The 14,793-nt window shown below is 65.9% G+C and carries 11 protein-coding genes and 1 pseudogene; 4 read left to right on the plus strand and 8 right to left on the minus strand.

Going from position 1 to position 14,793, the window contains the following annotated elements:
* Position 1: 1 nt before the first annotated feature.
* From ACQ858_RS22395 to ACQ858_RS22415, 5 genes and pseudogenes are all read right to left on the minus strand, one after another.
* Complete coding sequence (locus ACQ858_RS22395) at positions 2-1,171, minus strand: MFS transporter (RefSeq protein ID WP_431274707.1); 1,170 nt, start codon at positions 1,169-1,171, stop codon at positions 2-4.
* A gap of 79 nt (positions 1,172-1,250) precedes the next feature.
* Positions 1,251-1,718 (minus strand): YidB family protein, encoded by a 468-nt coding sequence (locus ACQ858_RS22400; RefSeq protein ID WP_431274708.1) that lies wholly within the window; start codon positions 1,716-1,718, stop codon positions 1,251-1,253.
* A 44-nt stretch (positions 1,719-1,762) separates the two neighbouring features.
* The gene (locus tag ACQ858_RS22405; protein WP_431274709.1) at positions 1,763-3,118 is read right to left on the minus strand and encodes a M20/M25/M40 family metallo-hydrolase; all 1,356 of its coding nucleotides are present in this window, start codon (positions 3,116-3,118) and stop codon (positions 1,763-1,765) included.
* Positions 3,119-3,149: 31 nt separating this feature from the next.
* A pseudogene (locus ACQ858_RS22410) lies at positions 3,150-3,859 on the minus strand (16S rRNA (uracil(1498)-N(3))-methyltransferase).
* Positions 3,860-4,017: 158 nt separating this feature from the next.
* Positions 4,018-5,112 (minus strand): aminoglycoside phosphotransferase family protein, encoded by a 1,095-nt coding sequence (locus ACQ858_RS22415; RefSeq protein WP_431274710.1) that lies wholly within the window; start codon positions 5,110-5,112, stop codon positions 4,018-4,020.
* 98 nt (positions 5,113-5,210) lie between these two features.
* Between ACQ858_RS22415 and ACQ858_RS22420 the strand changes: the two genes are divergently transcribed.
* Genes ACQ858_RS22420 through rsmA form a run of 3 tightly spaced genes read left to right on the plus strand, consistent with a single transcriptional unit; the run spans position 5,211 to position 9,805 of the window.
* Complete coding sequence (locus ACQ858_RS22420; protein ID WP_431274711.1) at positions 5,211-7,625, plus strand: LPS-assembly protein LptD; 2,415 nt, start codon at positions 5,211-5,213, stop codon at positions 7,623-7,625.
* An 18-nt stretch (positions 7,626-7,643) separates the two neighbouring features.
* A complete protein-coding gene (locus ACQ858_RS22425; protein ID WP_431274712.1) occupies positions 7,644-9,026 on the plus strand; it encodes a peptidylprolyl isomerase in 1,383 nt (460 codons plus the stop codon).
* 53 nt (positions 9,027-9,079) lie between these two features.
* Positions 9,080-9,805 carry a 16S rRNA (adenine(1518)-N(6)/adenine(1519)-N(6))-dimethyltransferase RsmA gene (gene rsmA, locus ACQ858_RS22430; RefSeq protein ID WP_431276925.1) on the plus strand — a complete coding sequence of 242 codons (726 nt, stop codon included), beginning with the start codon at positions 9,080-9,082 and terminating at the stop codon, positions 9,803-9,805.
* 328 nt (positions 9,806-10,133) lie between these two features.
* Here the strand turns inward: rsmA and ACQ858_RS22435 are convergent, their stop codons facing one another.
* The 3 genes from ACQ858_RS22435 to ACQ858_RS22445 form a co-directional block, all read right to left on the minus strand.
* Positions 10,134-10,535 carry a barstar family protein gene (locus tag ACQ858_RS22435; protein WP_431274713.1) on the minus strand — a complete coding sequence of 134 codons (402 nt, stop codon included), beginning with the start codon at positions 10,533-10,535 and terminating at the stop codon, positions 10,134-10,136.
* 77 nt (positions 10,536-10,612) lie between these two features.
* A complete protein-coding gene (locus ACQ858_RS22440) occupies positions 10,613-11,026 on the minus strand; it encodes a ribonuclease domain-containing protein (RefSeq protein WP_431274714.1) in 414 nt (137 codons plus the stop codon).
* 179 nt (positions 11,027-11,205) lie between these two features.
* The gene (locus ACQ858_RS22445; protein WP_431274715.1) at positions 11,206-13,545 is read right to left on the minus strand and encodes an NADP-dependent malic enzyme; all 2,340 of its coding nucleotides are present in this window, start codon (positions 13,543-13,545) and stop codon (positions 11,206-11,208) included.
* Between the two features lie 164 nt (positions 13,546-13,709).
* On the opposite strand from ACQ858_RS22445, the gene ACQ858_RS22450 reads away from it, so the two are divergent.
* Positions 13,710-14,756 carry an SPFH domain-containing protein gene (locus tag ACQ858_RS22450; RefSeq protein WP_431274716.1) on the plus strand — a complete coding sequence of 349 codons (1,047 nt, stop codon included), beginning with the start codon at positions 13,710-13,712 and terminating at the stop codon, positions 14,754-14,756.
* Positions 14,757-14,793: the final 37 nt, after the last annotated feature.

A 14,793-nucleotide genomic window follows, 5' to 3' on the forward strand; every position in this document is an offset into this window, starting at 1 on the left:
GTCAGGCTGTCGCGATGGCCGTGCGGCGTCGCGCGAGCCACAGCAGCGCGATCCCGGTCAGCGCCAGCGGTACCAGCGATCCGAAATTCAGCAGGCGCCAGCCCTGTGTCGTGACGAGAACGCCGGAAGCGAACGATGTCATCGCGAGCGTGGCGAACATGCAGAAGTTGAGTGCACTTTGTGCGCGATCCCTCTCTTCGGCCGTGAAGGTGGTCAACGAAAGCGTGGTCGCGCCGGTGAAGAGGAAGTTCCATCCTATGCCCAGCAGGAACAGCGCGATCACGAACTGCTGCAGGTCCACGCCGGACAGCGCCACCGCAACGCATGAGAGATTGAGCAGCAGCCCGATGCCCATCACCGGCAGCACGCCGACGCGTCGGATCAGGTGGCCCGTGAAGAAGCCCGGCGCGAACATGCCGATCACGTGCCATTCGAGAACGAAAGCGACGTCTTCGAACGGAAGGCGGCAGACCTGCATCGCGATCGGCGTGGCCGCCATCAGCAGGTTCATCACGCCGAAGCCGAGCGATCCGGCGATCGCGGCCACGATGAACGCCGGCTGGCGCGCGATCTGCGCGAGCGGGCGGCCGCCAGCCGTGGCGCTCTTCGTGGGCGGCGCGGGAAAGTCGATGAACTGCATCATCACCATCGAAGCCAGCGCCACGAAGGCCAGTGCAACGTAGGCCCCGGCAAAGGGCACCGCGAACCAGCTGCGCGTGACTGCCGCGAGGTTGGGGCCGACCACCGCGCCGATCAGGCCGCCGGCCATCACCATCGACACCGCCTTCTCGCGCCAGTCGGGCGCGGCGAGTTCGGCCGCGGCAAAGCGGTAGAGGTTGGCGTTCGCGTTGTAGTAACCGGCCACAACCGTGGCGAGACACAGGAGCCAGAACTCCTTCCACACCGCCGCCTGTGCGCACAGCAGCGCAGAAACGAGTGCGACGGCGAGCCCGATCTGGAACGAGCGGCGCCGGCCGAAGCGTCGCTGCGTCCGCGCCACGAGCCCTGTCGACAGCGCGCCGCCCACCACATAGGCCATGACCGGCAGCGTCGCCATCCATCCGCGCGGTGCGAGCGACAGGCCGACGAGGCCGTTGATGGCGATGAAGGCGACGTTGTTCGTGAGGAACAGGCCTTGGCAAAAGGTGAGCAGCCAGAGATTGCGGTTCATGGAGTCGTGATGTGGTGGACGCACGAAAATGGCGCCTCGCGGCGCCATGATCCTGTCGAAATGACGGGGGCTGCGCCCGTCAACCCTTCTGCAGCAGCCCGCTGAGCGACGAGAGCAGTTGGTCCTGGTTGCCCAGTCCTTCGGCGGGCACCTGGCCCTTGGGCGTGAGGTGGTCGATCAGTGTCGGCAGCAGCGTGGCGAGCAGTGGCAGCAGGGTCGCGCTGTTCATGCCGAGCTTCTGCGCGATGCCCGAGACGACGTCGTCGCCGAGCACGTTGTGGAGCTGCCCGCCGGAAATCGGCGCGTTCTCGCCGTGGCCGATCCATGAGGCGATGACGTCGCCCATGCCCGCCTGTTCGAACTTCGACACCAGCCCGCCGAGTCCGCCCTGCTCGCCGTTGTTGGCAAGCAGGCCGCCGAGCGCACCGGCGATGCTGCCCAGATCACCCAGCCCGCCCGGGCCACCGAGACTGCCGATGCCGCCTGTCTGTGGTTGCGCCTGGGCGCCGCCGAGCACTTGTCCGAGAACCGAGTCGAGCAATCCCATGTTGGGCTCCTCTAGAGATTCAAATGTCAGATGGAAGAATGCGCCTACCTGGAACGCGGCGGGCGCTTCGGCAGCAGCGGTTCGCTGACGCCCTGTACACCGACCAGTCCGAGCACGGTCACCAGGGCATTCTGCGCGCCCTTCCAGCCCTCTGTCACGTCGATCCATTCGGAGAGCGCGTGAAAGCCGCCGGTCTTGCCGCCGCTGCCGATGATGATCGCGGGGATGCCGAGCGACATCGGCACGTTGGCGTCGGTGCTCGCGCCCGACAGCAGCGTCTTGTGGCCGAAGGCCGCGTTGGCGCGCACCGCGGCCTCGACGATCACGGAGTCCGATCCGGTGCGGCCGCCGGGCCGGTCGCCGATCAGCTTGCTGGTGGCGTTCAGGCTCGTGACGTTCCAGCGCTTGTTCTCCTCCGTCACCGCTTCGTCGATCGCGGCGAGGACCTTCTTCTCGGTGTCGAGCAGCGCGCCCATGTCGTCGGAACGGATGTCCACCGCCATGCGCGCGTCCGGCGCGATCGTGTTGACCGACGTGCCGCCGCTCACGAGGCCGACGGTGAACGTCGTCTTGGGAAAGCTCGGCGTCTTGATGTCCGCGATCTTCGCGATCGCACGGCCCATGCCGTGGATCGCGCTGGGCACCTGTCCGAAGGCCGCGTAGCTGTGGCCGCCCGGACCCTTGAAGTTCACCTCGTAGCGGTGGCTGGCGGTGCCGAGCACCAGCACGTTGCCGTCCGGCGCAGGCTCGAGGCCGACCATTCCGTCGATGTCGAGGTGGTCGCGGAAGATCGCCTTCATGCCGCGCAGGTTGCCGAGTTCTTCCTCGCCGACGTTGCCCACGAAGATCAGGTCGCCCACGGTCTGGATCTTGTGGTCGTTCAGCACCTTGAGCCACGACAGAAGCACCGAGAGACCGCGCGTGTCGTCGGAGATGCCGGGTGCGTAGAGTCTGCCGTCGCGCTCCTTGACCTTCACGTCGGTGCCGACGGGGAAGACGGTGTCGAGGTGTGCCGAAATCAGCAGCCTGGGGCCGTCGCCGGTGCCCTTGCGAATGCCGATCACGTTGCCTTCGCCATCGATTTTCGCGTCGCTGAGGCCGAGGGCCTTCAGGCGTGCGAGAAAAGCCTCGGCGCGCTTCTGCTCCTTGAAGGGCGGCGCCTCGATCTCGGTGAGCATCTTCAGGTCTTCGACGGAACGCTCATGGTCGGCCTTGACCGCTTCGAGCAGATCCTTGATGGCGGGTGCGGCGAGAAGCTGCGAGTAGGCCTGATCGACCGCCGGGCGCACCTGAGAGGGCGTCGGGGCCACGGCGTTGCTTTGGGCCTGTGCGCCGGTTGCTGCGCAAAGCGCCGCGAGCATGACCGGAGCGAATCGGAAGGAAGACAGACGGAATGACATGGGGGCAAGGGGATCGGGGCGTTGAAGACAGTCAGGAAAGCGATGCGAGCGCGGCGAGCGCCGCTGTCTCGGCGCGCAGGACACGCGGCCCGAGCGAGACCGGCACGAAGCCGCGAGCGATCGCATCCGACTCCTCGGCGGTGCTGAGGCCGCCTTCGGGCCCGCTCAGCACCCAGGCCTCGGCGCCTTCGTTCGGCGCGACTTCGCGCAGGGGCGCGATCCTTCTGCGAGACTCAGGACGAATCGCCGCGCGTCGCCGGCCGATGCAGTGAGCCAGTTCGCCAAGGTCTGCACGGGATGGACCGTCGGCACGCGATTGCGCCCGCACTGCTCGCATGCCGCGATGGCGATGGCCTCCCAGTGCGCGCGTTTCTTGTCGGCGCGCTCGCCGCTGAGCCGGAGCACGGCATGCGCCGTCATCAGCGGCTGGATGCTGGCGACGCCGAGCTCGGTGGCCTTCTCGACCAGCCAGTCCATGCGCTCGTTGGCCGGCATGCCGACTGCGAGGTGCACGGCGCGCTCGGCCTCGCGTTCGATCGCGCTGTGCTCGCCCACGCGCACCTCGACGTCGCTGCGGCCCATGCGCTCGACGCTTGCGGCGTATTCGCCGCCGCTGCCGTCGAACAGCGTCAAGGTGTCGCCGGGCTGCATCCGCAGCACCTGCACGTGGCGCGCAGCGCCGGGCGGCAGCGAAAGCGAGCTGTTGGCGGCGAGCGCGACGGCGCAGTGAATCCGGGCCACGTCAGCTTCCCTTGGCGCGCGCGTGTCGCTCACGGCCCCCGAAACCGGCGTGACCTGGACCAGGGCACCCGCGGAACCGGCTTCGCCGGGCCGCTGGGTGCGCCCCCGGAGAGGGGGTGGCGTAGCGACACGAAGTGCGCGAAGCCTGGGGGAGAACGTCATACCCTTCCGTAGGCGAAGCCGGTCTGCGGCTGCGTGCCTTCGATCTCGTCGATCGCGCGCAAGAGCGGCGCGAGTTCGCGATAACGGCCCGCCGTGGCCCGGATGTAGGCGATGAAGCGCGGTGCATCGGCCAGGTATTTCGGCTTGCCGTCGCGCAGCGTGAGCCGCGCGAAGATGCCGGCGACCTTCAGGTGGCGCTGCAGGCCCATCCATTCGACCGCGCGATAGAAGGCGCCGAAGTCCTCGTCGACCGGCAGCCCGGCCTTGCGGGCCTTCTGCCAGTAGCGCACGGTCATGTCGATCACGAAGTCCTCTTCCCAGCTCAGGAAGGCGTCGCGCATCAGGCTCGCGATGTCATAGGTGATCGGGCCGTGGACTGCGTCCTGGAAGTCCAGCACGCCGAGCGGTGCGGCACTGCCAACCATCAGGTTCCGAGGCATGAAGTCGCGGTGCACGTAGACGTGCGGCGCCGCGAGGTTGTTCTCCACGATGAGCCCGAACGTGCGTTCGAGGCGCTCCTTGAGCTTGCCTTCGACCGTGATGCCGCGGTGCTGGCCGACGTACCACTGCGGAAACAGCGAAAGCTCGCGCTCCAGCAGTGCCTTGTCGTAAGGGGGAAGCACATCCGGCTTCGAAGCGAGCTGCCAGAGGATCAGGCTGTCGATCGCCTGTTCGTAGAGCGGACGCGCGGCGTCGGGATCGACGGGGTCGATCACGTCCAGCATGGTCTGGAAGCCGAGATCGTCGAGCAGCAGGAAGCCGTTTTCCCGGTCCCATTCGAGGATCTGGGGCGCCTTGACGCCGGCAGCGGCCATGAGGCCGGCAACATGGACGAACGGCGCGCTGTTTTCTTGCGTCGGCGGCGCGTCCATCACGATGCGCGTCAGCGCCTCGTCGCTCGTGTCGACCCGGAAGTAGCGCCTGAAGCTGGCGTCGGCGGAGGCGAGCCGGACCGTATCAGGAAGCAACCGGTGTTGCGGTGCGATGCGCTCGATCCAGCCCTGAAAAGTCTGTGCGCGTGCCGCGTCCGTCCACGCGGGAGGCTGGGAAATTGTCGCGGCGCCGCTGGCCGCTGGCTGAGAGGCTGTCATGGATAATCAATTCTACAAATCCGCCTGGCGCGGAGCCTCTCAACCCGCGGCCCCCGGCGCCGCCTTCCCCTCCAGACGACATTTGTCCTTCCGTACCGATGCCTGACCTGAACCGAGCCGCCTGGCGCCGGTGCCGCCCGCCTTTGCCGCTGGCCGTGCTGTCGCTCGCCCTGCTGCATGCGCATGGCGCGTGGGCACAGGAGGCGGCCCTGGATGCACCGCTGGTGCTCAAGCGAACGCCACAGCTCACCGAAGTGATTCCGGAGAACCTGCGCGGACGGATGCCGAGTTTCGTCGACGGTGACCGCATGTCCGGGCAGCCCGACCTCGGCACCATCGTCGAAGGCAATGCCACGCTGCGGCGTGGCGACACGCTGATCCGCGCCGACCGTCTCGAGTACTACCAGCCCGAGGACCGCGCCCGGGCCACCGGCAATGTGCATGTGAATCGTGCCGGCAACATCTACGAAGGCCCCGAGCTCGAGCTCAAGCTCGAGACCTTCGAGGGCTTCTTCAACCGGGTGCGCTACGAGTTTCTCGCGAACGGCGGGCGTGGCGATGCGGAGCGAATCGACTTCATCGACAGCAACGTGTCGATCGCCCGCATGGCCACCTACACCACCTGCCGTCCCGAAGACTATCCGGGGTGGATGCCGGCCTGGCTGCTCAAGGCGCGCACCATCACGGCCGACACCGAGGAGAACGTCGGTGTCGCGACCGGCGCGCAGATCACGTTCATGGGCATCAGCACGCCACCGTTCCCGTCGCTCAGCTTCCCGCTGAGCAACGATCGCAAGTCGGGCATGCTGCCGCCGGTCATCGGGATGGACAGCGTGAACGGCGTCGAGGTCACGGCGCCGTATTACTGGAACATCGCGCCCAATCGCGACGCGACGCTCTATCCGACCCTGATGAGCAAGCGCGGGGTCAACCTGGGCACCGAGTTCCGCTACCTCGAGCCCTCGTACAGCGGCGAGATCCGCGCCGACTACATGCCGGACGACAAGCTGCGCGATCGCGACCGCTGGGGCGTCTGGACGCATCACGAGCAGCGTTTCGATGCCAAGTCGCTGGGGCTCGATTCCCTGACCGGCTCGTTGAACATCAATCGCGTGAGCGACGACGACTATTGGCGCGATTTCACGCGCACGCCGTCCCTCACGGCGCGACTGCTGGCCAACGACGGCATCTTGCGTTGGAGTTCGGGCGACTGGAGCGGCATGGCGCGTGCGCTGAGCTACCAGACGCTGCAGTACGCTCCCTCGCCCATCGTGCCGCCGTATGACCGGTTGCCGCAGATCACGGCCGACTACAACAAGTACGACTGGAACGGCTTCGACTTCACGCTCAACACCGACTACTCGCGTTTCCGCGGCCCCAGCGCGGCCCTGCAGAAGGAACTCACCGGCACGGTGCAGCCCGACGGCGAGCGCGTGTTCGGCCTGGCCTCGTTGAGCCGCCCCTTCCTGACCCCGGGCACCTTCGTCATCCCGAAGGTGATGTTGAACGCCACCGCCTACCAGTTCGATGCGCCGCTCATCACCAACGGCGCGACGTCGGCCAACCGCGTGGTGCCGACCTTCAGCCTCGACAGCGGCATGGTCTTCGAGCGCGACGCCAGCTATTTCGGGCGCGCGTTCCGGCAGACGCTCGAGCCGCGCGCGTTCTACGTCTACACGCCGTATCGCAACCAGAACGATCTGCCGAACTACGATTCGGCGGCCAACGACTTCAGCTTCGCGACCGTCTATACCGAGAACGCCTTTTCGGGCAACGACCGGATCTCCGACAGCAACCTGCTCACCCTCGGGGTCACGTCGCGCCTGATCGATCCCGACACCGGCGCCGAAGCGGCGCGCTTCGGCGTCGCGCAGCGCCTGCGCTTCGCTGACCAGCTGGTCACGTTGCCAAACGGCACGCCGGTTACCGATCGTTTCAGCGACATTCTGCTTGGCGCGCAGATCAACTGGACGCCGAAGTGGAGCGTGGACGGCACGGTCCAGTACAACCCGGACCTGCACGATTCCACGCGCACCGCGATCAGCGCCCGCTACAGTCCCGGTCCGTACCGCACCATCAGCGCCGCCTACCGTTACCAGGCCGACAGCACCCCGACCGCCACTGACGGCAGCAGGTCGATCGACGTCGGCTGGCAGTGGCCGATCAACGATCTGTGGGGCGACTACGGCAAGGATCTGGGCCCCGGGCGGGGTCAAGGCGGCGGTCGCTGGTACGCGGTGGGTCGTCTCAATTACAGTCTGCATGACAGCAAGCTGACGGACGGCGTGCTCGGCCTCGAATACGACGGCTGCTGCTGGATCGGCCGCGTGGTGGTGGAACGGATCACCACCGGGCAGATCACAGCCAGCACCCGGATCATGTTTCAGCTCGAACTCGTTGGCTTCGCAAGCGTGGGATCGAGCCCGGCGCGCACTTTGACGCAGAACATCCAACGCTACACCCCGCTGCGCCAACCGGGACTGGCGCCGAGCCGGTTCACCAATTACGACTGAGATAGACAGAGCTTCGCCATGAAACACATTCGCTCCATCCTTACGTTGGCCTGTCTCGCGACAATGGCCGCCTCCGCCGGGGCGCAGGGCCTGGGCATCACCGACATCATGCGTGCCGGTCCGCGGATCGTGCCGCCGCCAGCCACCAGCGCGAAGGCGCCGAATGTGCAGCGATCGGCCGAGTACATCGTGGCGCTGGTCAACTCCGAGCCGGTCACCAACACCGAGGTCCAGTCGCGGGTGGCGCGCTTGCTGCGGGAGAACCCGGAAGCCGAACGGATGCCGCGTGCGGAACTCACCCGCCTTGTCCTCGAGCGGCTGATCAACGAGCGCGCCATGCTGCAGCTCGCGAAGGAATCCGGCATCAAGATCGACGATCTGGCGGTCGACCAGGCCGAGCAGACCGTGGCCCGGCAGAACCAGATCACGGTGACCGAACTGCGACGCCGGGTCGCTGCGGAGGGCATGTCGCAGGACCAGTTCCGGCGTGAGCTGCAGGACCAACTCATCCTCACGCGCTTGCGCAACAGCGAGGTCGAGTCGAAGGTCAAGATCACCGACGTCGAAGTCGACCAGTACATTCGAGAGCAGCGCGCCGGCGGGAATGCGGCGATTGCGCCGAACCTCAACATCGCGCAGTTGCTTGTCGCCGTTCCCGAGAACGCGAGCGATGCGGATGTGGCCAAGCTGCAGCAGCGCGCGCAGGGCCTCGCCCAACGCGCCCGCGCCGGCGAGGACTTCAGCAAACTCGTCCAGGAGAACTCCGACGCTCCGGACCGTTCCGGCGGCGGCGCCATGGGCATGCGCAGCGCAGAACGCTATCCGCCACTGTTCGTGGAGGCGACGCACTCGACGCCGGTGGGCGGCATCGTGGGACCGATCCGGTCGCCTGCCGGCTTCCATGTGCTGAAGCTGCTGGGCAAGTCGCAGCCGGGTGTCGGTGATGCTGTCGTCACGCAGACGCAGGTGCGCCACATTCTGTTGCGCAACGATCCCAAGCGGACCACGGCCCAATCGGTCGCGCAACTGAACGACTTCAAGGAGCGCATCCAGCGCGGCGCCGCCGACTTTGCCAGCCTAGCACGCGACAACTCGGACGACGGCAGCGCCAAGAGCGGCGGCGATCTCGGGTGGGCACGTCCCGGCCAGTTCGTGCCCGAGTTCGAGGAGGCGATGAACCGCCTGAGTCCCGGCCAGATCAGCGATCCCGTCGTGTCGCGCTTCGGCGTGCACCTGATCCAGGTGCTCGATCGACGCGAGACCAAACTCACGCAAGTCGAGCAGCGCGAGGCGGCTCGCGCGGTGCTGCGCGAGAAGAAGATCGAGCAGAACACCGAAACCTGGGCCCAGGAAGTTCGTGCGCGTGCCTATGTGGAATACCGCGAACCACCGCAATCCTGACGGTGAAGCAGCACATTCCCCGCAAGCGATTCGGCCAGCACTTCCTGGCCGATATGGCCATCATCGATGCGATCGTCCGCGAGATCGCGCCGAAGCCCGGCGATGCGATGGTCGAGATCGGCCCGGGTCTCGCGGCACTGACGCAGCCGCTCGTGGAGCGACTCGGTCGCCTGACGGTGATCGAGCTCGACCGCGATCTGGCCGAGCGCCTGCGCAGCCATGGGCAGCTCGACGTCGTCGAATCCGACGTGTTGAAGGTCGATTTCGGCGCGCTTGCGGCGAGATTGGCGGCGCCGCCGGCCAAGCGGCTTCGCGTCGTCGGCAACCTGCCCTACAACATCTCGACACCCATCCTTTTCCATCTGCTGGGCTTCGCGGACCTGATTGCCGACCAGCATTTCATGCTGCAGAAGGAAGTGATCGACCGCATGGTCGCTCGGCCCGCGACCTCCGATTACGGCCGCCTGAGCGTGATGCTGCAGTGGCGCTACGCCATGGACAACATCCTCTTCGTGCCGCCCGAGAGCTTCGATCCGCCGCCGCGCGTCGACAGCGCCGTGGTGCGGATGGTGCCGTTTGCCGAGCCGCCCGAGGTCGATGCCGGACGACTCGGCGAGGTCGTGCAAGTGGCCTTCAGCCAGCGCCGTAAGCTTCTGCGCCACAGCCTCGGCAAGTGGCTGGAGCAGAAGAACTTCGCCGGCGCATTCGACACCCAGCGCCGTGCCGAGGAAGTCCCCGTCGCCGAGTACGTCGCCATCGCCCAACAACTCCCCAAATAGAAAAGCCCGTCAAGGACGGGCTTTTTGTTGGTGGACACCGCGGAACCGGCTTGGCCGGGCCGCTGGTGTCGCCCCCGGCAGGGGGTTGGCGAAGCGACACGAAGTGCGCGCAGCCTGGGGGCGAGCAACAGCTACGCTGCCGCGAGCCAGTAGCCGGCGTTGAAGGGGCTGCTCATCCGCAGCGCCAACGGAGACACGTCGACCAACTTGTCCGTCGGCATCTTTTCCGCCGTCGGGTCGGCCTCTTGCGCTTCGACCTCGGCACCTGCGGCGCCGTGTTGTTGAGCCTCGTTCGCCCGTTCTGCTTGGCTGGTTTGCGCAGAACGGGCTACAGAAAAGAATAGAAGCACCGGAAGGGAATCTTCCGATCTCCCCAGTAGTCCGCCGCGTCGCGGAAGATATCGAGAAGCTGCTCGCGCGCTTCCTTGTCGAACTTGGCGTTGGCGGGAATCTGTTCGAGAACGATGACGAAGCCCGGCTGCGGGCCCGACTTGTGCAGCGGATCCGTCATGCAGTCGTAGAGCGCGTCGAAGTTCTTCCCGAAGTGCTGGGGGAACATGAATTGCTGCGCGATCAGGTCCAGGACGTCCTGCTTGGTCTGGGCGTTGCCGAGGTTGGCATACAGAAAGTGCTGACCGGCTGCATGTGCTGCCTCCTGCAGGTCGCTCACGCGAAATGCGCGAATCGACTGCACGATGTTGGGTCGCACGCCACGAAGGGATTGGGTCATCTCCGCTGGTCTTTCCATGGTTGTCGTCATCTTTTCTCAGGACGCAGTTCTGCGCCTCTCCAAATTCATTTCATCGTTCAGGGAACGATCCGCCTGAAGCTCGCGTAGTGATCCGCCGTGTACCAGCAGGCCGATGGTGTCGTTCGTTCGCCTCCGCAGACGATCCGCCGGGCACCACGATCACGCGAACCGGGCGTTTCGACCGTGTACTCTCGATAATGGCCTCGACGTTCCTGAGGCAGCAGGCGTTCGCGGTTGCCGAACACAATGCCGTCCTTCTCATGCTGGAAAGGGCCACCCTTGAAAATGGCCTCGTAGGTACGCTGGCCTTGCACCGGCAATTCGGCCAGCGCGATCGTTTCCTGTGCCGGCTGGCCGGTACGGGTGCCGGACCATTCGCGCGCCTGGACGCCATTCGCGAGAGCCACCAGCAGCAAGCTGGTGAGCGCAAACTTTGACGCAGGGGACGAAATCGAGGCGAAAACCGCCATGGGGCACCAGAAAAAAGAGCGAGGGCCGAATCGGGATCCACCCATTGGGGTAAACCCTCAAATTCAAGCCCATTAGTGTGCATCAGGGGCGCCCAAATAGCAAGCGCCTGCTCAATCTTTGAGCAGGCGAATGGGATTGGCGATCGCTAGAAAGTTGGCGTTTGCTAGCGAAATTTCTCTTATCTTTCGGCGTTTGCGTCGGCCACGGTCAGTGCCGTCATGTTCACGATGCGCCGAACAGTCGCGCTGGGCGTGAGAATGTGCACAGGCTTGGCCGCTCCGAGCAGAACCGGGCCGATCGCGATGTTGCCGCCAGCCGCCGTCTTGAGCAGGTTGTAGGCAATATTGGCCGAATCGATGTTCGGGAACACGAGCAGATTGGCGTCGCCGGACAGTGCGCTGTGGGGCATGACCGATGCGCGCTGCTTGCCGTCCAAAGCGACGTCGCCGTGCATTTCGCCATCCACTTCGAGCCACGGCGCCTGGGTGCGCAGCAGTTCGAGCGTCTGCCGCATCTTGATCGCGCTGGGGTGGTTGCTGCTGCCGAAATTCGAGTGCGACAGCAGCGCCGCCTTGGGCTTCAGGCCGAAGCGCATCATCTCTTCCGCCGCCATCGTGGTGATCTCGGCGAGCTCCTCGGGTGTCGGGTCGTAGTTGACGTGGGTGTCCACCAGGAACAGCTGCCGATTCGGCAGCAGCAGGCCATTCATGCAGGCATAGATCGGCACGTTCTGCGGCGTGCTGGCGCAGCCGCCGGGACGCTTGCCGATGACCTGGTCGATGTAGTGGAGATGGATCGCGGTCGTGCCCCAGGTGCCGCAGATCATCCCGTCCACGTCGCCCTTGTGCAGCAGCATCGAGCCGATGAGCGTCAGGCGGCGGCGCATCTCGATCTTGGCGGTCTGCACCGTCGTGCCCTTGCGCTCGGTCATGCGGTGGTAGGTCTGCCAGAAATCGCGGTAGCGCTGGTCCCACTCGACGTTGACGATGTCGTAGTGCACGTCCTGCTTCAGGCGCAGGCCGAACTTCTCGATGCGCTGCGCGATGATGGCCGGCCGGCCGATCAGCGTGGGCCGTGCGATGCCTTCGTCGACCACGATCTGAGCGGCGCGCAGCACGCGCTCTTCTTCTCCTTCGCAGAAGGCGACTCGCTTCTTCGGCGCGCGCTTGGCGGCGGCGAAGATGGGCTTCATCGTGGTGCCGGAGGCATAGACGAAGGTCTGGAGCTTGTCGCGGTAGGCGTCGAGGTCGGCGATCGGCCGCAGCGCCACGCCGCTATCGGCGGCGGCCTTGGCGACCGCCGGCGCGATCTTCATCATCAGCCGCGGATCGAAGGGCTTCGGAATCAGGTACTCGGGGCCGAAGCTGAGCTTCTCGCCAGCGTACGCGGCGGCGACGCGCTCGCTCTGCTCGGCTTGCGCGAGATCGGCGATGGCATGCACCGCGGCGACTTCCATCTCATCGGTGATGGTGGTCGCGCCGCAGTCCAGGGCGCCGCGGAAGATGTACGGGAAGCACAGGACGTTGTTGACCTGGTTCGGGTAGTCCGTGCGACCGGTGGCCATGACCACGTCGTTGCGCACCGAATGCGCGTCTTCCGGCGTGATCTCGGGGTTCGGATTCGCCAGCGCGAAGATGACGGGCTTCGCCGCCATCTTGGCCACCATGGCCGGCTTCAGCACGCCGCCGGCCGAGAGGCCCAGGAACACGTCCGCGCCCTCGATCACCTCGGACAGGGTGCGCGCGTCGGTCTTCTGCATGTACTGGCGCTTGTCGTTGTCCATCAGCTCGGTCCGGCCCTCGTAGACCACGCCGGCGAGGTCGGTCACGTAGACGTTCTCGCGCTTGAGGCCGACCTTGAGCAGCAGGTTCAGGCAAGCCAGCGCCGCAGCGCCCGCGCCGGAGGTGACGAGCTTCACCTGCGAGATGTCCTTGCCGACGACCTTGAGGCCGTTGAGCATCGCGGCGGCCACGGTGATCGCGGTGCCGTGCTGGTCGTCGTGGAAGACCGGGATCTTCATGCGCTTGCGCAGCTCGCGCTCGACGTAGAAGCAGTCGGGGGCCTTGATGTCCTCGAGGTTGATCGCGCCGAAGGTGGGCTCCAGCGCGGCGATGACGTCGACCAGCTTCGCCGGGTCCTTCTCGTCGATCTCGATGTCGAACACGTCGACGCCGGCGAACTTCTTGAAGAGAACCCCCTTGCCCTCCATCACCGGCTTGGAAGCGAGCGGACCGATGTCGCCGAGGCCCAGCACCGCGGTGCCGTTGGTGATGACCGCCACGAGGTTGCCGCGCGCGGTGTACTTGAAGGCGTTGACCGGATCCTTGACGATCTCCTCGCAGGGGGCCGCCACGCCGGGCGAATAGGCCAGCGCGAGGTCGCGCTGGTTGATCATCTGCTTGGTCGCGGCGATGGAGATCTTTCCAGGGACCGGATGCTCGTGGTACTCGAGGGCGGCGCGACGCAGCTCGGCACGTTTGTCCTCGGGCGAAGGAATCGATGAAGTCGGATCGGACATTGGGCCGTGCCTCCTGTGACGCTTCTTGAAAGGGCGCCGATTGTAGACCTCGCCTTCTCTCGCTTGCGGAACGTGGGCTTCGCGGGGAAGCATGGAAATGCACGGCGGGAAGGACCTGCCCAGTGTGGCAATATCACCGGCCGAGTACTTGTAGGAGCACCTCCATGGCGCTGATGGATTTCATCAAGAAGCAGTTCATCGACATCATCCAGTGGACCGAGACCGGCGACGGCACCCTGGCATGGCGCTTCCCGATGGCGGACATGGAGATCCAGAACGGCGCGTCGCTCACGGTTCGCGAATCGCAGGTCGCGGTGTTCGTCAACGAAGGCCAGATCGCGGACGTCTTCGGCCCCGGGATCTACAAGCTCACCACGCAGACGCTGCCGGTCCTCACCTACCTCAAGAACTGGGACAAGCTCTTCGAGTCGCCGTTCAAGAGCGACGTCTATTTCTTCAGCACGCGGCAGCAGGTCGACCAGAAGTGGGGCACGCCGCAGCCGATCACCGTGCGCGACAAGGACTTCGGCGCGGTCCGCGTGCGCGCCTTCGGCAACTACAGCTTCCGCATCGGCGATCCGAAGCTCTTTCACACCGAGATTTCCGGCACCCGAGACGTGTACGCCGTGGCGGACCTCGATGGGCAACTGCGCGGACTCGTGCTGCAGAACATCAGCAACGCGATCGCGTCGAGCGGCGTGCCTTTCCTCGACCTTGCAGCCAACCAGATCGAATTCGCGCAGGCGCTCGCGGCGCAGCTCGTGCCCGAGTTCGCGAAGATCGGGCTCAAGCTCGAGAACATCACGGTCCAGAACGTCTCGCTGCCCGAAGAGCTGCAGAAGGTGCTCGACCAGAAGATCGGCATGGGCATGGTCGGCAACGACATGGGCAAGTTCATGCAGTACCAGACCGCGCAGGCCATCCCGAAGATCGCCGAAGGCGCGGGCGGCGGCAGCGGCATCGCGGGCGACGCGATGGGCCTGGGCGCCGGTGTCGCGCTGGGGCAGGTGCTCGCGCAGAACCTGTCGCAGGGCCTGGGCCAGAACAGCGCCGCCGCGGCTGCTGCCGCCCAGCAGCCGGCGGTCGCGGCGGTCAATCCGGCCGACGTGATGACCACGCTGGAGAAGCTCGCCGAGCTCAAGACCAAGGGCATCCTCACGCAGGAAGAGTTCGACGCCAAGAAGGCGGAGCTTCTGAAAAAACTCGTGTGACGCCCACACCTCTCGCGGGAAGACCAGACAACCCACC

The organism is Variovorax ureilyticus, assembly GCF_050632185.1.
GTDB lineage: Bacteria > Pseudomonadota > Gammaproteobacteria > Burkholderiales > Burkholderiaceae_C > Variovorax > Variovorax ureilyticus_A.

Coding starts and splice junctions, on each gene's coding strand:
- ACQ858_RS22395 (WP_431274707.1), bottom strand. CDS start 1,171: ATGAACCGCAATCTCTGGCTGCTCACCTTTTGCCAAGGCCTGTTCCTC.
- ACQ858_RS22400 (WP_431274708.1), bottom strand. CDS start 1,718: ATGGGATTGCTCGACTCGGTTCTCGGACAAGTGCTCGGCGGCGCCCAG.
- ACQ858_RS22405 (WP_431274709.1), bottom strand. CDS start 3,118: ATGTCATTCCGTCTGTCTTCCTTCCGATTCGCTCCGGTCATGCTCGCG.
- ACQ858_RS22415 (WP_431274710.1), bottom strand. CDS start 5,112: ATGACAGCCTCTCAGCCAGCGGCCAGCGGCGCCGCGACAATTTCCCAG.
- ACQ858_RS22420 (WP_431274711.1), top strand. CDS start 5,211: ATGCCTGACCTGAACCGAGCCGCCTGGCGCCGGTGCCGCCCGCCTTTG.
- ACQ858_RS22425 (WP_431274712.1), top strand. CDS start 7,644: ATGAAACACATTCGCTCCATCCTTACGTTGGCCTGTCTCGCGACAATG.
- rsmA (WP_431276925.1), top strand. CDS start 9,080: ATGGCCATCATCGATGCGATCGTCCGCGAGATCGCGCCGAAGCCCGGC.
- ACQ858_RS22435 (WP_431274713.1), bottom strand. CDS start 10,535: ATGACCCAATCCCTTCGTGGCGTGCGACCCAACATCGTGCAGTCGATT.
- ACQ858_RS22440 (WP_431274714.1), bottom strand. CDS start 11,026: ATGGCGGTTTTCGCCTCGATTTCGTCCCCTGCGTCAAAGTTTGCGCTC.
- ACQ858_RS22445 (WP_431274715.1), bottom strand. CDS start 13,545: ATGTCCGATCCGACTTCATCGATTCCTTCGCCCGAGGACAAACGTGCC.
- ACQ858_RS22450 (WP_431274716.1), top strand. CDS start 13,710: ATGGCGCTGATGGATTTCATCAAGAAGCAGTTCATCGACATCATCCAG.